Genomic DNA, 19,076 nt, shown 5'->3' on the forward strand with positions numbered 1-19,076 from the left:
CAAAACTCCGGACGGGCGAAACAATGGAGGGCAAATTTTGCCACGCTGTCGCTCATATACAAGGGATTGCCAGAAAAATCAGCGAGTAACAGTGGGGATGGCCCAGCGGTGCGCCAGGCCAATTCCCATCTATGGCAGCTTGTCGAGCTGAGCCAGAAACTCGGCCGGGCCCATAAAGCCGGTGACTCTTTGCCCCGTGAGTTCGTTGCCGGCGCGATCGAAGAATATCAGGGTGGGCAAGCCCAGCACATTGAGGCCGTTGAGCAGCTCGACATCGGTGTCGTCATTGGCAGTGACGTCCGCCTGCAACAGCACCATGTCGGCAAAGCGCTCGCGCACCGCAGGATCGCTGAAGGTCTTGTGCTCGAACTCCTTGCAGGCGACGCACCAGTCGGCATAAAGGTCGAGCAGCACCGGTTTGCCGCGGGCGGCGGTGAGTTGGGTCTTGAGATCATCCTGGGTCTTGATGCGAATAAACTGCGGCGCTTGAGCCTCGGCACCGGTCTGGACACCGGGGGCGGGCAGTAGCAGATCCTTGCCCACCACTACGGCACTGATCATCGCCAACAGCAGCACAAAACCGCGCAGGCTCTTGCCGATGGAGTGGGGCTGATGCTGGTTGTGGTGATAGAGGTAGGCGCACAGCGCCAACCCCCAGCCGAGCCAGGCCAGGGTGGTAGCCTGATCGCTCCAGAGCCGTGACAGCAGCAGGATGGGCACCGCCAGCAGAGCAAAACCAAAGAGTTGCTTGATCACATCCATCCAGGCGCCGGCCTTGGGCAGCAGCTTGCCGCCCGAGGTGCCGAGCAGCAGCAGGGGCAGCCCCATCCCCAGCGACAGGGCGTAAAGCGCCGCGCCGCCGAGCCAGAGATCGCCGCTCTGGGCCACGTAAATCAGGGCACCGGAGAGCGGTGCCGTGGTACAGGGGGAGCAGACCAGTCCCGAGATCATCCCCATGATGGCGACCCCGGCCACCGAACCGCCCTGCTGGCGGTTGGAGAAGCCGGAGAGGCGCGTCTGCAAACTGCTCGGCAGCTGCAGGGTGTAGAGCCCGAACATGGAGAGTGCCAGCAGTACGAACATCACCGAGAGGCCGATCAGCACATAGGGGTGCTGCAGCGCCGCCTGGAATTGCAGCCCCGCCGAGGCCACCACCAGCCCGAGCAGGGTGTAGGTGAGCGCCATCCCCTGCACATAGACGAAGGAGAGCAGGAAGGCGCGGCGGGTGGAGAGGCGATGGCCGGCACCGGCGATGATGCCGGTCAGAATGGGGTACATGGGAAAGACGCAGGGGGTAAAGGCGAGCCCCAGCCCCAGTGCAAAGAAGGCGGCGATGCTGAGCCAGAAGCCCTGGCTGCCGAGGGCGGCGGCCAGTTTATCCTGTTGGCTGGACGGTGCAGTCGGCGTCGCCTCGTCATCACCCGACGTGGCCATCAGCGACTGCACCTCGATCACCTTGGTAGTCGGCGGGTAGCAGAGCCCCACGGTGCAGCCCTGGTAGCTGATTTTGAGGCTCGCTTGCGGCCCTACCTCGGTCAGGGTGACGGGGATCTCCACCTCCTGGTAATAGACCCGGGTCTTGCCGAAGAAATCGTCCTCGTGTTCGGTTCCCTCGGGCAGGACGGGCTCGCTGAAGGTGAGGTCGTTACCCTGAAAGCGCAGGCTGTGGCGATAAATATAGTAATCATCGGCGATGCGAAGTCGCAGCAGCAGCCGGTTGCCCCGCTGCTCGCTCTCCAGGGTGAATGCCTCGTCGACTTTCAGGAAGGCGGGCTTGGCACTGGCCTGAATGCCCAGGCTCCCCAGCAGATCACTGCTTGCCTGGACGGGGGTGAACAACAGGCTCAGCAGCAGGGTAAACAGGGCGGGCAGCAGATAGCGCAGGCGAGTGCAACTCATGGGGTCTCCTCCTTCAGCCAGTCGAGATAGGCGGGTAGACCCGCACTGACCGGCAGCGCCAGCAACTCGGGCACCTCGTAGGGGTGGTGGGTGAGGATGCACTGCTGCAGCTCGGCAAAGAGCGGTATCCGGGATTTGATGATGAGCTGGATCTCGGTGGTCCGTTCCACCTTGCCTTGCCAGCGATAGACAGAGGTCACGCCCGGCAGCTGGTTGATGCAGGCGGCCAGTCGCCGGGTCAGCAGCTGTTCGCAGACAAGGTCGGCACTGGGTTGGTCTGGGCAGGTGCAGAGCACCACAATGGCGTCAGTCATAAAGGGGGATCTTCACCTCGGTGGGGTAAACCGGCGGGGTCATTTTTGTTAATGAAATGCCCCGAAAATCAGCGGCTACTATACCCCAGAGCCGCCCTGAATATCATCTGTCGCCATTTGTGAACCTGCGCCGAAAATTTGTGGGGGTCATGAGATGGACGCTGCCATGGGGACAGGGCAGAATGAGCGAGCTTGTTCCCACTAGACGTAAGGAAATGTATGACCCAACAGAATGAGCAGCAGAGAAACCGCATGTTGAGCCTGCTGCGCGAAGGTGAGCGCCGCATGTTGGTTCAACTCGCCGGTCTGCTGCGTACCACTGCCGATGACATCAATGCCGAGCTGGAAAAAGAGGGGCTGCAGAGCTTCCTGGAGCAGCCCATCACGGTGGATTATCTCAATGGCGTGGTGCAGCACCATCTGTTCGAGCGCAAGCACAAAGGGGATATGGCGGTGGCCCAGCAGATGCTTGGTGAATACCAAAGCGAGCTGGAAGCCCTGCAATTAGCCCAGGCTCAACCCGAAGAGGCTGATGCCACCGATGAAGAGGGTGCCGAGCTCAAGGCTCAGGCCTGACGTTTCTCTCCCCCCGCTAGCCGCTTTTGTTCTCTCAGGCACCATCATTGCGATCATGATGGTGCCCTGTTTTTTTGGAGGCCTTGCCGCTTAGCCCAGCGCCTTCTGTAGCACTGGTTGGGGGATGGGGAACACCTTGTCATAGCCCCAGTTGTAGGCGAAGGCGTAGACCAGATAGAAGGCTACGAAACCCAGATCCAGCACCAGCGCCTCCAGCAGGCTGATGTCCAGCCACCAGGACATCACCGGCAGGGCGACGGTCAGTAGCCCCCCCTCGAAACCGAAGGTATGCACAATCCGTTGCCACAGGCTTTTGTGGGTATGGCCCTGATACTTCATCAGCAGCTTGTCGACGCCGATGTTGTAGACATAGTTCCAGACGGTGGCGAGCACCGAAAAGAACAGTGCCAGTGGCCCCATGTGGTTGAGCCCGACTCCGGTGACCCAGCTCGCCAACGGGGCGGCAATCAGCAGGCCAATCAATTCAAAGCCGATGGCATGGCGCAGGCGATCGTTACGGGTTCGCATAAATCACTCTCTCAATCAGGTTCATTCACGAATATCGGGCCAATCTATCGATAAAAGTTGATGTATTCACGTTACTATCTATCTGCAAATCAGATAGGTTGGTCGACAAGTATCACAAGCAAACAGGAATTCCGGGATGGGGCCGTCACTGGAACAACTCAATGTACTGCTGGCCGCCGCCGAGACCGGCTCGTTTTCGGCTGCGGCGCGCAAGCTGGGCAAGGCGCAGTCGGTGGTGAGCACTGCCATCGCCAATCTGGAGATCGATCTGGGGTTGATCCTGTTTGACCGCACCGGCCGTTATCCCCGGCTGACGGTGGCCGGGGTTCGTATGGTGCAGGAGGCGAGCATACTGTTGGCGCAGGGTGAGCGTCTGCAGGCGATCGCCGGCGAGCTGGCGGCGGGGGTGGAGTCACGGCTGACCCTGGCCATTGACGATGACTCCCATCTGCCCTGGCTGGGCGCCTTGCTGGAAGAGTTTGCCCGCCGTTACCCGGCTGTCGAGCTGGAGCTGCTCTTTCCCTTGATGGAGGATGTGACCGACATGCTGGTCAGCGGCCGTGCCCAGCTTGGCATCAGTTACCAGCAGGCTGTTCCCCAGCGGGAGATAGTCACCCGTACTCTGGGGGAAGTGGCCATGCCGCTGGTGGTCTCGCCGGATCATCCGCTGGCGCACAGGGTGCTGGTGCAAGAGGTCGATCTGCAGGGGGCGCGCCAGCTGATTGCCACCGGGCGGCGGGATGGCCCCGAACGTCAGCGCTTTCGCATTGCCTCCCAAGTGTGGTGGGTCGAGGGAGATCTCGGCGTGCTGGAGCTGGTCAAGCGCGGGCTGGGATGGGGCGTGGTGCCCGAGTTCTTGCTGGATAGGCCCCTGGCACGCAAGGAGGTGGTGGTGCTAACGCCTGAGTTTATCGCCAGGCATGAACTGGTGCTGGAGCTGCAGTGGCACCGCGCCCGCCCGCTTGGGCAGGCGGGGCGCTGGCTGAAGGAGGCACTGCTGGCGCGCGTGCCTCGTTAGTCCGGATTGCGGGTCAGTCGACGAGGGAGTAGGGCAGGGGCTGCAGGGTGAGGCTGGCGCTCTCATCCTGCTTGAGACGGAACAGGGCGTCGGTCTCGGTGTCTTTGGGCAGCACGGCGGTGAGCCACACCTGACCATCCCGTTGCCAGGCGTTGAGCACCATACCGCTGCGACGCCAGTTGTCACCGAGCCGGATTTCCAGCGTATCACCACTGGCCACTGGCTCGCTGGCAACGCCCGCCAGCAGGAACAGGGCACGGTTGTTGGCGCCGCGATACTTGGCGCGCGCCACCGTCTCCTGACCCATGTAGCAACCCTTGGTAAAGCAGATGCCGTCGAGGGCCTGCAGGTTGAGCATCTGCGGGATGAACTCCCCCTGATGCACCGCTTCCATGTGCGGCAGACCCGCCTTGATCTCGAGTCCCCACCAGAGGGATTCGTCGCCCGCCGGCAGGGTATCGGCTTGCTGGTCGCTCACCAGCAGCCAGCGATCCTGTTCAATCTTCACCGCCATGCCGCCGTTGACCAGCCCGCTTTGGACCAGGCCAAAGTGATCGGCGATCCAGACGTCGCTGCCGGTTCCGGCGATCCCGGTGGCATGGCGCTCGTCGGCGGCGATCTCCACCTTGGAGAAAACGGCGAATTTCTTCAGCTCCGGCAGCTGGCGCTCCAGCACGGAGGGGGTCGTCAGCATCAGCAGGCTCTCTTCGAGACAGAGCAGGCGGAAATTGCTCCACAGCTTGCCCTTGGGATCGCAGTGGCCACCTAGGGTATTTTGTCCCGGTTGCAGGGCATTGACGTCACAGGTGACCTGACCTTGCAGGTATTTGACGCGATCCTGGCCGGCGATGCGGGTGATGGCGATCTTGGTCAGGGCAAAGCGGGTCGGCTCGGCAGGAAAAACAGGTGGTTGCAGGCTCACGATGGTATTCCAGAGAGAAAGTATGTGAGCTGCATGGTAAAGACGTAACTAATGTTTGTCAGCCGGAAAATCCAGCTGGTACCATCCCACGGTCTTTGTAAGGAGAGTTCCATGTTGAGCCCAGTTGAAAAATCCCGCCTGAAGTGGGCCTGCCGTCGTGGCATGCTTGAGCTGGATGTGATCTTTATGCCCTTTTTTGAACACGAATTCGACACCCTGAGCGAGGCCGATCAGCAGACCTTTATCCGCCTGCTGGAGTGCGATGACCCGGACCTGTTCAAGTGGTGCATGGGTCATGGTATCCCCGAAGACCCGGCCTTTGCCGCCATGATCCCGATGATCCTGGAGCGCAACCAGGCCCGTCACGACCGCCAGGGCTGAGCCGGTGGAGCGGGTGAGCATGACGGTTCACCCCTCTCGCCATCAGCGGATCTGGCTGCTGGCGCTCTTTCTGTTGTTGCTATGGCCTGTGGCCATGCTGATCGATGGTTGGCGTTGGGCCCTGTTTGTTCCCTGCTGGCTGGTCGCTCTGGTGCTGGGCTGGCGTGCACTGCCCCGCGATGCCTTTATGCTGGAGTGGGATGGCCGCTGGCTGTCGTGGCAAGGTGCCCGCTACCAGCTGGGCCCCGGGAGCCGCACTTTGCCCGGGGTGCTGAGGCTCTCCCTTCTGCCCGAGCAAGGTGCTCCCCGCATTTTGTGGCTCTGCTCCGACTCGCTTCCCCCCGCACACTATCGCCTGTTGGCCCGGGCTATCCATTTCCTGTCGTCAGATACCGGACGTTGAATGCCGCGCTTTCGCAGCCTCATTGTCAGGTTGGGGGGCAGTGATGATGTTGCTTTCTGCTTGTCACTTTGCCAAAAAAGAGTGACCCCGCCTTAAGCGGGGTCACGGATGGGCATTTGCCTGGCCGGGATCAATCCCGCTCCGGGGTCAGTACGGTGGGCTTGGGGTTCGACAGCATGTCCGGATAGTCCAGGTTGTAGTGCAGGCCGCGGGACTCTTTGCGTTGCAGGGCGCAGTTGACGATAAGCTCGGCCACCTGCAGCAGGTTGCGCAGCTCCAGCAGGTTGTTGGAGACCCGGAAGTGGGCATAGTACTCCTGCACTTCCTGCTTGAGCAGGTCGATGCGGCGTTTGGCGCGGGCCAGACGCTTGTTGGTACGCACTATCCCCACATAGTCCCACATCATCAACCGCAGCTCGTGCCAGTTGTGCTGGATCACCACCAGTTCGTCGGAGTCTTCCACCTGGCTCTCGTCCCAGGCGGGCAGGTGAGGCGGCTCCACGCTTGTCGGCAGCTTGGCCAGGATGTCGGCACCCGCCTGGTGGGCATAGACCACACATTCCAGCAGGGAGTTGGAGGCCATCCGGTTGGCGCCGTGCAGCCCGGTGTAGGTCACCTCGCCGATGGCATAGAGGCCGGGAATGTCGGTCTGGCCATTGTTGTCGATCATCACGCCACCACAGGTGTAGTGAGCCGCGGGCACGATGGGCATGGGCTCTTTAGTGATGTCGATGCCGACCGCGAGGCAGCGCTCATGGATGGTCGGGAAGTGCTTGATGATGAACTCCGCCGGCTTGTGGCTGATGTCCAGATACATGCAGTCGGCACCGAGGCGCTTCATCTCGTGGTCGATAGCACGGGCGACGATATCCCGCGGTGCCAGCTCGGCGCGCTCGTCAAATTCCGGCATGAAGCGGCTGCCGTCTGGGCGGCGCAGATAGGCGCCTTCACCGCGCAGGGCCTCGGTCAGCAGGAAGTTGGGATCGTCGGGGTGGAACAGGCTGGTAGGGTGGAACTGGTTGAACTCCAGATTGGCCACCCGGCAGCCGGCGCGCCATGCCATGGCGATGCCGTCCCCGGAGCTGACGTCCGGGTTGGAGGTGTACTGGTACACCTTGGAGGCGCCACCGGTTGCCAGCGCCACGAAGCGGGCGCGAACAACTTCGACCTGCTCGGCGTTGCGATTCCAGACATAGGCGCCGAGGATCCGGTTGCCCGGCAGACCCAGCTTGCGGGTGGTGATGAGGTCGACCGCGTTGAAGCGCTCCATCAACTGGATGTTGGGGTGGGCGCGAACCTGATCGATCAGGGTCAGTTGCACTGCCTTGCCGGTGGCATCGGCCGCGTGGAAAATGCGGCGATGGCTGTGGCCCCCTTCGCGGGTCAGGTGATAGTGGGATTCGCCCTCGGAGTCTTCTTCCTGATCGAAAGGGACCCCCTGCTGGATCAGCCACTGAATGGAGTTGCGGGCGTTGCGGGCGGTGAACTCGACCGCGGCCGGGTCGCACAATCCTGCCCCGGCATTGAGCGTGTCGCTCACGTGGGATTCGATGCTGTCGGTCTCGTCGAACACGGCAGCGATGCCTCCTTGCGCATAGAAAGTGGCCCCCTCACTGATGGGCCCCTTGCTCAGAACCAGGACTTTGGCCTGGTCAGCCAATCGCAATGCGAGAGACAGACCGGCGGCACCGCTGCCAATGATCAGTACGTCGCAAAGGTATTCAACACTTGCTTTCATAAGTATCATTGGCCTGGATTAAGAACTGGCACCATGGTAGCCCAAGCGGGGGCGTGTATGCAGCCTGCATCACATTTTTTTCAATGCAAGCGAACTTTCTCTGATTCTCCCTGTCTGAACTTGTGCGCTTAGGAAGGGCCGGAAAAGAAAAACGATAACCTGATGGGGGTTTTACGGCTCCAATGAGCGACCAGAATCTACTGGACGAACAGCTGGTTGAACGTGTCCAGCGTGGCGACAAAGCAGCGTTCAACCTGTTGGTAAAAAAATACCAGCACAAGGTGGTCAACCTGGTGGCCAGGTATGTCAACAATCCCGGAGATGTGCCCGATGTGGCGCAAGAGGCCTTTATCAAAGCCTACCGGGCTTTGCCGACATTCCGTGGTGAGAGTGCTTTCTATACCTGGTTGTACCGAATTGCCGTCAACACGGCGAAGAATTATCTGACCTCCCAGGGGCGCAGGCCGCCCAGCAGTGATGTGGAGGCTGACGAAGCAGAGTCCTATGGTGGTGGTGAAGCCTTGCAAGAGGTCTCAACCCCTGAAAACCTGGCGCTGACCGACGAGATCAAGCGCACCGTGTTTGCCGCCATAGAGGCCTTGCCGGAAGACCTGAGGACAGCGATCACCCTTCGTGAACTGGAAGGGCTGAGCTACGAAGAGATTGCCGAAATCATGGATTGCCCTGTGGGTACGGTCAGATCCCGTATCTTCCGGGCGAGGGAAGCAATCGACAAAAAGCTGCAACCTCTGATCGAGAACTAACTGGGGAAAGACGGGTTTAACTTATGGCAAATAAAGAGCAAATCTCTGCCCTGATGGATGGTGACCTGAGTGACGCACAAGTACTGAACGAGCTGGAGCTGGACTCCGACTTGCAAGATACCTGGGGTCGTTACCACCTGATCGGCGATGCCATGCGGGGGGACCTGCCGGTCAATCTGCAGCTGGATCTCAGCGACAGCATCATGGCCGCACTGGAAGATGAGCCCACCGTACTGGCACCCAAGCCGGTCGAGGCCAAACCGGTTGCGCCTCAGGCACAACCGGAAATGGAACCAGCCAAGACAGATTCCAATGTGGTGCCGCTGTTCCGCCGTATCGGCCAGCAACTTGGCCAATACGCCATTGCGGCATCGGTCGCCGCGGCGGTCATCTTCGGGGTACAGCAGTATCAGGGACAGGACGGCGTGCCGACCAACCCTGTGCTCAATACCATCCCTATCGGTGGCAGCGCGGCCCCGGTCAGCGTGCACTATCCGCAAGAGGGTAACCGCAATCGCCAGCAAGGGTTGACCGAGCAGCAGATGCAGGAGCAGCGGGAACGGATCAACGCCTTCCTGCGTGACCACCAGTTGCAGCAACGTCTGCTGCAAGACAGGCAAATTCAACAATAACGAGTCGTCAGGGATACCAACAACGTGCGCCAGTCCAGCCGTATTTTGCTGGCCTCTCTCCTGCTGATCAGTGCCAAGGCCTCGGCCGACGATAAGTCGGCCGAGGCCTTGTTGCAGCAGATGCAGAGTGCCGTGCAGCAGCAAAACTTCGAGTTATCCATGGTCAAAGCCCGTCAGGGGCGCCTTGAGCCGATCCGCATCAGTCATGCCGTGATCGATGGCAAGGAGGTCGCTCATCTCAGCTATCTCGACGGCAAGGCCATCGAGTATCTGCAGCGCCAGGATGAATTCACCTTTTTTGAAAACAGTCATGAACCCTACACCCTGAAGGGGGCACGCTTCCCGGGCGTCTGGTCGACCCTGGTGAAGATGCCGCTTTCCCGGGTGATGGAAAGCTATGACGCCGTGCTGGCCGGTCGCAGCCGGGTAGCTGGTGTGGTGGCCCAGGTCGTCAGACTGGTGCCAAAAGAAGCAGACAAGTATGGCTTCGTGCTCTGGATCGATGAGCAGAGCAACCTGTTGCTGCGGGTCGACATGGTGGAGCGGGAAGGCAATCTGGTCGAGCAGGTGCTGGGTGTCGATCTGGAGCTGCAGAGCAAGCCGGCACCCTGGCTGGTTGCCCTGGCCAAGAGCAAGCTGCCGGAGGCGCTGGCGCTGGAAGATGCCTATCCTGCCCCGCAGCAAGTGCTGAGCTGGCAGATCACCTGGCTGCCGGATGGCTTCAAGGTGCTCTCTCGCGACAAACACCAGCTGGTGACCACCAGTCTGCCTGTGGACTACATGATGCTCTCCGATGGCCTGGTGGACCTCTCCGTCTATGTGGCCCGGGTCGATCCCAAGCAGGCGGTGCGCCAGCAGCTGATCCGCCAGGGAGCCACTTCGCTGGTGAGCTATGTCAACGAGGTGGGGGTCGAGATCACCGTCGTGGGGGAAGTGCCTGCCGAGACGGCCAAGCGGATCGCCGAGTCGGTCCAGCCCCTGGCTCGCAACGAAGCGGTACAATGACGCTGGCACAGAGGGGAAGGGCGCTTGCTGAACCTGGCAAAGCGTGTTCAGATCCCGTGCTTTGCAAGCCCGAGGTGTTGCCGTGAACGAGATGAGTGAAGAGCTGGCGACGGTTGTGGCCATTGAGGGCGACCATGCCTGGGTGGAGTGCGAACGGCGCTCCGCCTGCAGCGGTTGCCAGCAACAATCCAACTGTGGCACCGGTACGGTTGCCAAGGCGTTTCCCCTCAAGGCGCCGCGTCTGCGGGTGCGCCTGACTGCCGAGGTGCGGGTCGGCCAGCAAATCCGGCTCGGAATTCCTCAAGAGAGCCTGCTGCGCGGGGCCGCACTGGTCTATGTGCTGCCGCTCTTCTGCCTGTTGGCGGGGGCTCTGCTGGGCCAGCTCTGGCTGGCGCCGCTGCTCGCCGGGGGAGAGGGGATCACCATTCTCTCCAGCATATTGGGGGGAGTACTCGGCTTTTTACTGGTTCGTTACTTTTCCAACCGCCTGGATCAGGGGCGCTATGGCCCCCGGATGATCGGAGTGGTGGTTCCTGTCCGCAATCTCTCTTGACCCGATGGGCGCTATTTGACGGGCGCTGGCGACTAAAGAATGGCCGTCAGCCGGGTTATCCAGTAAAATCGCGCCTCCATAACCGACCTTAAACCAATTTTGAGTGACTCTTGCTCGATGAAACACATTCGTAACTTCTCGATTATTGCGCACATCGACCACGGTAAATCGACCCTGTCGGACCGTCTGATCCAGACTTGCGGCGGCCTCTCCGACCGCGAGATGCAGGCTCAGGTGCTTGACTCCATGGAGCTGGAGCGCGAGCGCGGCATTACCATCAAGGCGCAGAGTGTGACCCTGAACTACCAGGCACAAGACGGTAACACCTACCAGCTGAACTTTATCGATACCCCGGGCCACGTGGATTTCTCCTACGAGGTTTCCCGCTCTTTGGCGGCCTGTGAAGGGGCACTGCTGGTAGTGGATGCCGGCCAGGGGGTTGAGGCACAGACTCTGGCCAACTGCTACACCGCCATGGAAATGGATCTGGAAGTGGTGCCGGTGCTGAACAAGATTGACCTGCCGGCTGCCGAGCCGGAGCGTGTTGCCGAAGAGATTGAGGATATCGTCGGCATCGATGCGGTGGATGCGGTGCGCTGCTCCGCCAAGACCGGCCTTGGCGTCGATCTGGTACTGGAAGAGATCGTGGCCAGAATCCCGGCACCGGAAGGTGATCCGAACGCTCCGCTGCAGGCGCTGATCATCGACTCCTGGTTTGACTCCTATCTGGGCGTCGTCTCCCTGGTGCGGATCAAGAACGGTTCGCTCAAGAAGAACGACAAGATCAAGGTCATGAGCACCGGCCAGACCTGGGGCGTCGATCGCATCGGTATCTTCACCCCCAAGCAGGTGGATACCGACGGCCTGGGTTGTGGCGAGGTAGGTTGGGTTGTCTGCGGCATCAAGGACATCCACGGCGCGCCGGTGGGCGATACCCTGACTCTGGCCAAGCACGGTGCCGAGAAGGCGCTGGCGGGCTTCAAGAAGGTGAAGCCGCAGGTCTATGCGGGCCTGTTCCCCATCTCCAGCGATGACTACGAGTCGTTCCGCGATGCGCTGGAGAAGCTGTCGCTCAACGACGCCTCCCTGTTCTACGAACCGGAGAGCTCCACTGCGCTGGGCTTCGGCTTCCGTTGCGGCTTCCTCGGCATGCTGCACATGGAGATCATCCAGGAGCGTCTGGAGCGTGAATACGATCTGGATCTGATCACCACGGCGCCGACCGTGGTCTACCAGATTGAGCAGACCGATGGCACCACCATCCACATCGACAGCCCGGCCCAGATGCCTGCCATCACCAGCATCAAGGAGATGCGCGAGCCGATCGCCGAGTGTCACATCCTGCTGCCGCAGGAGTACATGGGCAACGTGATCACCCTGTGTATCGAGAAGCGTGGCGTGCAGACCAACATGGTCTACCACGGCAAGCAGGTGGCGCTGACCTATGAGATCCCGATGGCGGAAGTGGTGCTCGACTTCTTCGACCGCCTCAAGTCCACCAGCCGCGGCTACGCCTCACTGGATTACGGCTTCAAGCGCTTCGAAACCTCCGACATGGTCCGTCTGGACATCATGATCAACGGCGAGCGCGTCGACGCCCTGGCCATCATCACCCACAAGGACAACGCCCAGTATCGCGGCCGTCAGGTGGTGGAGAAGATGCGCGAGCTGATCCCGCGCCAGATGTTCGACATCGCCATCCAGGCAGCCATCGGCAACCAGATCATTGCCCGCAGCACCGTCAAGGCCCTGCGCAAGGACGTGACCGCCAAGTGTTACGGTGGTGACGTGAGCCGGAAGAAAAAGCTGCTGAACAAGCAGAAAGAAGGTAAGAAGCGGATGAAGTCCCTGGGCCGTGTCGACGTGCCGCAGGAGGCTTTCCTCGCGATTCTCCACGTCGGAAAGGATTGATAGATGGCTAGCACGTTTTCCCTGATCCTGGTGGTGGTCTGCGCGATCACCGGTGTTATCTGGTGCCTGGACAAGATGATCTGGTCCAAGCAGCGCGCGGCCAAGATCGCCGTGGCCCGTGCCCACGGCGGCGCCAATCTGGACGAGAAGACCCTGGCCAAGGTCGCTCCCGTGCCGGTCTGGATCGAACAGACCGCCGGGATCTTCCCGGTCATCACCTTCGTGCTGGTATTGCGTTCGTTCATCTTCGAACCGTTCCAGATCCCGTCAGGCTCCATGATGCCCACCCTGCTGGTGGGCGACTTCATCCTGGTGGAGAAGTTTGCCTACGGTCTGCGGGATCCGGTGACCAACACCAAGTTCCTCGAGACCGGTGAGCCCAAACGCGGTGATGTGGTGGTGTTCAAGTACCCGCTCGAACCTCGGGTGGACTACATCAAGCGGGTAGTCGGCATGCCAGGGGATAGGATCATCTATCGCAACAAGGAGCTGATGATCCGGCCCAAGTGCGAGGAGCAGGAAGGGAAAACGTGCCCGGGCTTCAAGAAGCTCGACATCAAGTTTGAACAAAGAGGTGAATTTACCCAGATGGGGATCCCCCTTGACCGCTATACCGAGCAGTTGGGCGACGTCTCCCACGAGACCCTGCGCAATCCGCTGATGCCCGATATGGTCGGCCGTTACTATCGCCAGCCGGGCACCTACCCGGATGAGTGGGTGGTGCCGGAGGGGCAATACTTCGTGATGGGCGACAACCGCGACAACAGCACCGACAGCCGTTTCTGGGGCTTCGTGCCCGAACAGAATTTGGTGGGCAAGGCGGTCGCTATCTGGATAAGTTTTGAATTTGAGCGCGAAGAAGGCTCCCTGCTGCCAAGCTGGGTACCGACAGGGGTGCGCTTCAACCGCATTGGCGGAATCAAGTAAATGAATATCAAGATGAACAGACTGCAGTCCCGTCTCGGGCATGTCTTTCAGGATCAAGAATTGCTGACCCGGGCGCTGACTCACCGCAGCGCCGGTTCCCGTCACAACGAGCGACTGGAATTTCTGGGCGACTCCATTTTGAGTCTGGTGATTGCCGATGATCTGTTCCACCGCTTCCCGCAAGCGGCGGAAGGGGATCTCAGCCGGATGCGTGCCACCCTGGTGCGCGAGAAGACCCTGGCCGAACTGGGCCGGGAGTTCGACCTCGGGGATCACCTGATCCTGGGGCCGGGCGAGCTGAAAAGCGGCGGTTTTCGCCGTGAATCCATTCTGGCCGACACGGTCGAGGCGGTGATCGGCGCCGTCTATCTGGATACCAATCTTGAGACGGTACGGACCCTGCTGTTGGGCTGGTACGCCAGCCGCCTGGACGAGATCAAGCCGGGCATAGAGCAGAAGGATCCCAAGACCCGTCTGCAAGAAATTCTGCAGGGAAGCCGCAAATCCCTGCCGACCTATACAGTGACCAACGTCAAGGGCGAAGCCCACAACCAGGAGTTCACCGTCCAGTGTGAGGTGGAAGGCCTGGATGGTCCGCTGGTCGGGGTCGGCACCAGTCGCCGCAAGGCCGAACAGGCCGCAGCGCAGCAAGCATTGGAAAAACTGTCATGACAGATACTACCTACTGCGGCTTTGTCGCCATCGTGGGCCGCCCCAACGTGGGCAAGTCCACCCTGCTCAACAAGCTGCTTGGCCAGAAGGTCAGCATCACCTCGAAGAAGCCCCAGACCACCCGTCACCGGATCCTGGGGATCGACACCGAGGATAACTACCAGACCATCTATGTGGACACCCCGGGTCTGCACATCGAAGAGAAGCGGGCCATCAACCGCCTGATGAACCGCGCCGCCACCAGTTCGCTGGGAGACGTGGCCATGGTGGTGTTCGTGGTCGACGGTACCCACTGGACCAAGGATGACGAGATGGTGCTGGGCAAATTGCGCCACCTCAAGTGCCCTGTGGTGCTGGCGGTCAACAAGGTCGACAACGTCAAGGAGAAGGAAGAGCTGCTCCCCCACCTCGAGTGGCTGGGTCAGCAGATGGCCTTCTCCCACATCCTGCCCATCAGCGCCCAGAAGGGCACCAACGTGGCCAAGATCCGCGAGTGGGCCAAGGATCTGCTGCCGGAAAACGTGCACTTCTTCCCGGAAGATTACGTGACCGACCGCTCCTCCCGTTTCATGGCCTCCGAGATCATCCGCGAGAAGCTGATGCGTTTCACCGGCGAGGAACTGCCCTACTCGGTGACGGTGGAGATCGAGCGCTTCAAGGTTGAAGAGAGCGGCATCTTCCACATCAATGCCCTGATCCTGGTGGAGCGCGATGGCCAGAAGAAGATGGTCATCGGCAACAAGGGTGAGAAGATCAAGACTATAGGCACAGAAGCACGCCTCGACATGGAACGGCTGTTCCAGAACAAGGTGCACCTGGAGCTGTGGGTCAAGGTCAAGGCGGGCTGGGCCGACGACGAGCGCGCCCTGCGCAGTCTCGGGTATGGTGACGATTGATTGCTGACCCCGGCTTTCGTCATCCACAGTCGGCCCTATCGGGAGACCAGCCAGCTGGTCGAGGTATTCACCCAGGATAGTGGTCGCTTTACCCTGGTGGCTCGCGGTTCCCGCGGGCCACGCTCCCCTCTGAAGGGGCTGCTGCAGCCCTTTACCCTGCTCACCATCGCCTGGCGTGGCAAGGGAGATCTCAAGAACCTCACCCAGGTGGAGTGCCCGGATCACTCCCTGCGCTTAGGGGGCGATCGCCTCTTCTACGGCCTCTATCTCAACGAGCTGGTCTACTACCTGCTGGAAGCCCATACCCCCTTCCCCGAGGTATTTGATGCCTATGCCCGTGCCATCATGGCGCTGGCGGATGGCGAGACCCCGGAACTGCCCTTGCGACGCTTCGAATTCCTGCTGCTGCAGGCCCTCGGCTATGCGGTGGACTTCGAATATGCCGCCGACGACGATGCGCCGATCCAGCCCGAACTGCTCTACGGTTTCGAGCGCGAATTGGGCTTTGTCGCTTGCGAGCGGGCGCCGGATCCCCGTACCCTGTTCCTCGGTGCCCACCTGCTGGCCTTCGCCGAGGGACGTTTCGATACTCCCCCCCTGCTGCAGGCGGCCAAGCGTTTCAGCCGGCTGGCCTTGCAACCCTATCTCGGCAAACGCCAACTCAAGAGCCGGGAGCTGTTTTTGAAGCGCAAAGCCAGCATGCAAGGCTGACATACGGATATCGGAGCTGGCGCCAAGGCGGCAGCCGCACAGTCAACAAATGAAGTGTTTCAAGGAGTCGTCATGAGTGAAATCTACCTGGGTGTGAACATCGACCATATCGCCACCCTGCGCAATGCCCGCGGCACCCAGTACCCGGATCCGGTACAGGCCGCCTTCGTGGCCGAGCAGGCTGGCGCCGATGGCATCACGGTTCACCTGCGGGAAGATCGCCGTCACATCACCGACCGGGACGTGGAGATCCTGCGCCAGACGATCCAGACCAGGATGAACCTGGAGATGGCGGTGACCGAGGAGATGATCGGCATCGCTTGCCGCATCAAGCCCCATTTCGTCTGCCTGGTGCCGGAGAAGCGCACCGAGGTGACTACCGAGGGTGGCCTGGACGTAGCCGGCCAGCTGGACAAGGTGACCGATGCGGTGGCTCGCCTCTCTGCCGTCGGTGCCCAGGTGTCGCTGTTTATCGATGCCGATCCGGTCCAGATCGATGCGGCCGCCGCGAGCGGCGCTCCCTTTATCGAGATCCACACCGGGCGCTACGCCGATGCCACCACGGATGCCGAGCGCAACGCCGAGTTCAAGCGTATCGCCGCCGGTGCCTCCTATGCCGCCGGCAAGGGACTCAAGGTCAATGCCGGCCACGGCCTGCACTATCACAACGTCAAGGCCATCGCCGCCATTCCCGAGCTCTATGAACTCAACATTGGCCACGCCATTATCGGTCGTGCCGCCTTCGATGGCCTGGCCAAGGCGGTCAGCGATATGCGTGCACTGATGCAGGAAGCCCGTCAGGGGATCTGATCGGCCGAGACTGACAAGAGATAAAAAGGGACGCTGCGGCGTCCCTTTTTATCAGTGCAGCCCGGCATGCTGAATTGTGCCTGGCCTGTGGTTTGCTAGCTGGCGGGGGCCAGCTCAATGGAGGGGGTCAGTTCAAGGGTAATGAGCTCCAGCGGTGCCAGCTTGATGACGGCGCCATTGCCAAGCGAAGAGGGGACGGTCGGGTTGTTGCCATAGCGTGACCGAACCTCGAAGTAGCTTGCCTCCCCCGACGGGATCTCAAGTTGACGCTGTGGTTCCAGCAGAAATTGTTGAGGCTGGCTCGACGGATTGCGCAAGGTGATAAATGCTCTGTCGGGACTCCACGCGGCCCAGCCGTAGACTTCCAGCAGGGTGGGATCGCCGCCGATCCAGTGGCTGTCAAACAGCACGGCCTGGTTCTGGCGTGACCAGAGCGCCGCCCTGGCCAGCAGATCCCAGTTCTCACCGGTCAGCAGCTCGGGAGTGAGGTAGAGCTCCTGCAGCTGGGTGCCGGTGGCGAAGTAGCTCCAGGCCTGATCGGCAAAGTCCTGCGGTGACTGCTTGTCCAGATGTTTGGCCTGCTTGGCATAGACCAATCCGTGCAGCATCAGGGAGTTGAGCGGAAACAGGGGACCGTTTTTGACGATAGAACGATAGGTTTCGGCATCCCGATAGGTGATCCATTGCTGAACCTTGGAGCCCGGACCGTAGAAGTTGATGTCATCGCCGCCGCGCCAGATGGAGTCGGCGAAGAACAGCCAGGCGGGGGAGGCCGTGGTACCCGTGGTCAGGTTGATAAATACATCCTTGTTGGTGGCCCGCGCATCCGCGATGAGATTGATAGCGGCATCGAAGTCGCTGGTGAAGCGGCTCCCCTTGATCAGCTTGTCCGCATTGCCGGTACCGTCAAACTTGAAGTGAGTAACTCCCTGTTCCTTGATGAGCGACATCACCTTCTGGTGGAAGTTTTGATAGTAGATCGGGCCCGAGAGGGCGAACTTGCCATCGCTCAGCTCATACCCGAACTCGGCGGCATGGGAGATCCGCTCATCCCTTGGTTTGTTGTAGCCGCCCCAAGGGGAAAGCCAGATCCCGAGCTGGGCATGGTATTTTTCGGCAGCCTTTTTCAGTTTGCGAAAACCGTTGGGGAAGTCCTTGCTAAATGCCCAGTTGCCCTTGCGATTGTCCCAGCCATCATCAAACAGAAAGCCGTTTACGGGTACCCCACGCTGTTTGACCAACGCCTCGCCAATCTGGTTGATACGCTTGAGTGCTTCGGCTTCGGTGTAAGGGGTGAAGAAGCCTATGTCGAGCCAGGAGTTGTAGTGCAGATAGGGGGCGTAAGGTCTGTCGCGGGCGTCATTGATAAAGCGGTTGAAGTCGCGTCTGAGCTGGCCCTCACCGAAAGTGCCGATATAGGTGCGATAGCTGAGCGGTTTGTCCTGCGAGAGGGGGAGTTTGAGGGAGACAAGTTGGCTGACGCCCCCCTCGTAGGCACGGGTGTTGACCAGTGGATTCTGCGGCGTGATGAAGAAGCTGTCGCTGATGATGGGGGAACTGTTGATGGCTCCATAGACGAACGGGGCCTGGGTGCGAAATGGCAGCATGGAAAAACCGTTGATCCGCTTGTCGTTTTGCCGAGAGCCTAGTGAGAAATCAATGCTGGCGTAGCTTTTGTTCGAGGGCAGCCGGATAGCGCTTTTGACCACGAAGTCGGCGTTTTTCAACTCTAAGTTGATATGGTCTTGCACCTTGGCGAACGCCGTGACTCTGAAGTCGGCCGATGAGGTCAGCCGATCATCCAGCCCTTTGATATCAAAAAGATTGTTCGAGCGGATGAGATCGCCATTGGCAGTGTTGGTGAAGGTGATCTCTCGGAACTGGTCGGCAGCTGTCTCGACGGTGATGCGGTACTGGTTTCCCTCCAACGACATCACCTCGGCCCGGGCGAAGGTGGGTAGGGTCAGCATGACCAGCAGCGTCATGCTCGCGATACGTGAGTGCATGGTTGTCTCCGTGCGGTAGTGGAAAGGTCAGAATGGTGTGCTGGCGGGTTGCCTCCTGTGGCTTGTGGATGGGAGGATTCGAACAAACCCAAGGTGGCGTATCGGAGAGTGGCCGTCAGCCACCAGTTGATACAGGTGGCTATCCTGTTTATCTCGCAGGACAAGACCCTGCATCCCTTTCATTCCACCATCCTTGCCCGTCTGGTCATCAGAAAAAGTTTCGATCCGTTTCAAAACCATATGCTTGTGGCCTGCACAACAAAACAGAGTGCTGCCTGCTCTATGAGTAAGATCACAAAAAGAAAGGTATCGAAGTTTTTTGAGATTGATGTGTAGCGAGTCACTGTGTTCTATTACACAGGAGAAAGGCTTTGTTGTGGCTTTATCATCGAATCATGATGGATAGAAAC

20 protein-coding genes are annotated in these 19,076 nt (G+C 60.2%); 14 read left to right on the forward strand and 6 right to left on the reverse strand.

The annotated features are described in order from the left end of the window. Positions 1-129: 129 nt before the first annotated feature. Positions 130-1,899, reverse strand: a complete 1,770-nt coding sequence (locus LA321_RS10535) for a protein-disulfide reductase DsbD (protein ID WP_042028293.1) — start codon at positions 1,897-1,899, stop codon at positions 130-132. Then, a complete protein-coding gene (gene cutA / locus LA321_RS10540) occupies positions 1,896-2,213 on the reverse strand; it encodes a divalent-cation tolerance protein CutA (RefSeq protein WP_042028294.1) in 318 nt (105 codons plus the stop codon). The genes LA321_RS10535 and cutA overlap by 4 nt, the downstream gene beginning before the upstream one ends. Before the next feature lie 219 nt (positions 2,214-2,432). Here cutA and LA321_RS10545 point away from each other — a divergent pair, with 219 nt between their 5' ends. Beyond that, positions 2,433-2,789, forward strand: coding sequence for a hypothetical protein (locus LA321_RS10545; protein WP_026456213.1), 357 nt, complete (start codon positions 2,433-2,435; stop codon positions 2,787-2,789). Positions 2,790-2,879: 90 nt separating this feature from the next. Here LA321_RS10545 and LA321_RS10550 read toward each other — a convergent pair whose 3' ends face one another. Further along, positions 2,880-3,317 (reverse strand): PACE efflux transporter, encoded by a 438-nt coding sequence (locus LA321_RS10550; protein ID WP_042028295.1) that lies wholly within the window; start codon positions 3,315-3,317, stop codon positions 2,880-2,882. A 136-nt stretch (positions 3,318-3,453) separates the two neighbouring features. Here LA321_RS10550 and LA321_RS10555 point away from each other — a divergent pair, with 136 nt between their 5' ends. After that, positions 3,454-4,335, forward strand: coding sequence for a LysR family transcriptional regulator (locus tag LA321_RS10555; RefSeq protein WP_042028296.1), 882 nt, complete (start codon positions 3,454-3,456; stop codon positions 4,333-4,335). A gap of 13 nt (positions 4,336-4,348) precedes the next feature. On the opposite strand, the gene ygfZ is transcribed toward LA321_RS10555, so the two are convergent. After that, on the reverse strand, positions 4,349-5,257 hold the full coding sequence (ygfZ, locus tag LA321_RS10560; protein ID WP_042028297.1) for a tRNA-modifying protein YgfZ: 909 nt from the start codon (positions 5,255-5,257) through the stop codon (positions 4,349-4,351). 111 nt (positions 5,258-5,368) lie between these two features. Between ygfZ and sdhE the strand changes: the two genes are divergently transcribed. Together sdhE and LA321_RS10570 are read left to right on the forward strand one after the other, a co-directional pair. Next, positions 5,369-5,638, forward strand: coding sequence for an FAD assembly factor SdhE (gene sdhE / locus LA321_RS10565; RefSeq protein ID WP_042028298.1), 270 nt, complete (start codon positions 5,369-5,371; stop codon positions 5,636-5,638). Positions 5,639-5,657: 19 nt separating this feature from the next. Beyond that, on the forward strand, positions 5,658-6,041 hold the full coding sequence (locus LA321_RS10570) for a protein YgfX (RefSeq protein WP_042028299.1): 384 nt from the start codon (positions 5,658-5,660) through the stop codon (positions 6,039-6,041). Positions 6,042-6,171: 130 nt separating this feature from the next. Here LA321_RS10570 and nadB read toward each other — a convergent pair whose 3' ends face one another. Then, on the reverse strand, positions 6,172-7,779 hold the full coding sequence (nadB, locus tag LA321_RS10575) for an L-aspartate oxidase (RefSeq protein WP_042070082.1): 1,608 nt from the start codon (positions 7,777-7,779) through the stop codon (positions 6,172-6,174). A gap of 182 nt (positions 7,780-7,961) precedes the next feature. Between nadB and rpoE the strand changes: the two genes are divergently transcribed. The 10 genes from rpoE (at position 7,962) to pdxJ (ending at position 16,660) form a co-directional block, all read left to right on the forward strand. Then, entirely contained in the window at positions 7,962-8,543 is a 582-nt protein-coding gene (gene rpoE / locus LA321_RS10580; protein ID WP_042028302.1) for an RNA polymerase sigma factor RpoE, read from the forward strand. Positions 8,544-8,566: 23 nt separating this feature from the next. Further along, positions 8,567-9,175, forward strand: a complete 609-nt coding sequence (locus LA321_RS10585; RefSeq protein ID WP_042028304.1) for an RseA family anti-sigma factor — start codon at positions 8,567-8,569, stop codon at positions 9,173-9,175. Positions 9,176-9,199: 24 nt separating this feature from the next. Further along, positions 9,200-10,180 carry a MucB/RseB C-terminal domain-containing protein gene (locus tag LA321_RS10590; protein ID WP_042028305.1) on the forward strand — a complete coding sequence of 327 codons (981 nt, stop codon included), beginning with the start codon at positions 9,200-9,202 and terminating at the stop codon, positions 10,178-10,180. Positions 10,181-10,271: 91 nt separating this feature from the next. Beyond that, a complete protein-coding gene (locus tag LA321_RS10595) occupies positions 10,272-10,733 on the forward strand; it encodes a SoxR reducing system RseC family protein (RefSeq protein WP_042070207.1) in 462 nt (153 codons plus the stop codon). A gap of 117 nt (positions 10,734-10,850) precedes the next feature. Continuing rightward, positions 10,851-12,644: a translation elongation factor 4 gene (gene lepA / locus LA321_RS10600; protein ID WP_042028307.1), complete on the forward strand. Its 1,794-nt coding sequence runs from the start codon at positions 10,851-10,853 to the stop codon at positions 12,642-12,644. 3 nt (positions 12,645-12,647) lie between these two features. Beyond that, on the forward strand, positions 12,648-13,571 hold the full coding sequence (gene lepB / locus LA321_RS10605; RefSeq protein ID WP_042070081.1) for a signal peptidase I: 924 nt from the start codon (positions 12,648-12,650) through the stop codon (positions 13,569-13,571). Next, the gene (rnc, locus tag LA321_RS10610; RefSeq protein WP_005309383.1) at positions 13,572-14,243 is read left to right on the forward strand and encodes a ribonuclease III; all 672 of its coding nucleotides are present in this window, start codon (positions 13,572-13,574) and stop codon (positions 14,241-14,243) included. Next, a complete protein-coding gene (era, locus tag LA321_RS10615) occupies positions 14,240-15,139 on the forward strand; it encodes a GTPase Era (protein WP_026456171.1) in 900 nt (299 codons plus the stop codon). Before rnc ends, era begins: the two co-directional genes overlap by 4 nt. Further along, positions 15,140-15,850 (forward strand): DNA repair protein RecO, encoded by a 711-nt coding sequence (recO, locus tag LA321_RS10620; RefSeq protein ID WP_042028311.1) that lies wholly within the window; start codon positions 15,140-15,142, stop codon positions 15,848-15,850. 72 nt (positions 15,851-15,922) lie between these two features. Next, positions 15,923-16,660, forward strand: coding sequence for a pyridoxine 5'-phosphate synthase (pdxJ, locus tag LA321_RS10625; RefSeq protein WP_042028312.1), 738 nt, complete (start codon positions 15,923-15,925; stop codon positions 16,658-16,660). A 95-nt stretch (positions 16,661-16,755) separates the two neighbouring features. Here pdxJ and LA321_RS10630 read toward each other — a convergent pair whose 3' ends face one another. Beyond that, a complete protein-coding gene (locus LA321_RS10630; RefSeq protein WP_042070080.1) occupies positions 16,756-18,666 on the reverse strand; it encodes an alpha-amylase family protein in 1,911 nt (636 codons plus the stop codon). Positions 18,667-19,076: the final 410 nt, after the last annotated feature.

Source organism: Aeromonas enteropelogenes (assembly GCF_020097295.1).
GTDB classification, from domain to species: domain Bacteria; phylum Pseudomonadota; class Gammaproteobacteria; order Enterobacterales; family Aeromonadaceae; genus Aeromonas; species Aeromonas enteropelogenes.

What these genes read in the sequence shown, in the direction of transcription:
- LA321_RS10535 (WP_042028293.1), bottom strand. Translation starts at nt 1,899, where the DNA reads ATGAGTTGCACTCGCCTGCGCTATCTGCTGCCCGCCCTGTTTACCCTG.
- cutA (WP_042028294.1), bottom strand. Translation starts at nt 2,213, where the DNA reads ATGACTGACGCCATTGTGGTGCTCTGCACCTGCCCAGACCAACCCAGT.
- LA321_RS10545 (WP_026456213.1), top strand. Translation starts at nt 2,433, where the DNA reads ATGACCCAACAGAATGAGCAGCAGAGAAACCGCATGTTGAGCCTGCTG.
- LA321_RS10550 (WP_042028295.1), bottom strand. Translation starts at nt 3,317, where the DNA reads ATGCGAACCCGTAACGATCGCCTGCGCCATGCCATCGGCTTTGAATTG.
- LA321_RS10555 (WP_042028296.1), top strand. Translation starts at nt 3,454, where the DNA reads ATGGGGCCGTCACTGGAACAACTCAATGTACTGCTGGCCGCCGCCGAG.
- sdhE (WP_042028298.1), top strand. Translation starts at nt 5,369, where the DNA reads ATGTTGAGCCCAGTTGAAAAATCCCGCCTGAAGTGGGCCTGCCGTCGT.
- LA321_RS10570 (WP_042028299.1), top strand. Translation starts at nt 5,658, where the DNA reads ATGACGGTTCACCCCTCTCGCCATCAGCGGATCTGGCTGCTGGCGCTC.
- nadB (WP_042070082.1), bottom strand. Translation starts at nt 7,779, where the DNA reads ATGAAAGCAAGTGTTGAATACCTTTGCGACGTACTGATCATTGGCAGC.
- rpoE (WP_042028302.1), top strand. Translation starts at nt 7,962, where the DNA reads ATGAGCGACCAGAATCTACTGGACGAACAGCTGGTTGAACGTGTCCAG.
- LA321_RS10585 (WP_042028304.1), top strand. Translation starts at nt 8,567, where the DNA reads ATGGCAAATAAAGAGCAAATCTCTGCCCTGATGGATGGTGACCTGAGT.
- LA321_RS10595 (WP_042070207.1), top strand. Translation starts at nt 10,272, where the DNA reads ATGAGTGAAGAGCTGGCGACGGTTGTGGCCATTGAGGGCGACCATGCC.
- lepA (WP_042028307.1), top strand. Translation starts at nt 10,851, where the DNA reads ATGAAACACATTCGTAACTTCTCGATTATTGCGCACATCGACCACGGT.
- lepB (WP_042070081.1), top strand. Translation starts at nt 12,648, where the DNA reads ATGGCTAGCACGTTTTCCCTGATCCTGGTGGTGGTCTGCGCGATCACC.
- rnc (WP_005309383.1), top strand. Translation starts at nt 13,572, where the DNA reads ATGAATATCAAGATGAACAGACTGCAGTCCCGTCTCGGGCATGTCTTT.
- era (WP_026456171.1), top strand. Translation starts at nt 14,240, where the DNA reads ATGACAGATACTACCTACTGCGGCTTTGTCGCCATCGTGGGCCGCCCC.
- pdxJ (WP_042028312.1), top strand. Translation starts at nt 15,923, where the DNA reads ATGAGTGAAATCTACCTGGGTGTGAACATCGACCATATCGCCACCCTG.
- LA321_RS10630 (WP_042070080.1), bottom strand. Translation starts at nt 18,666, where the DNA reads ATGCACTCACGTATCGCGAGCATGACGCTGCTGGTCATGCTGACCCTA.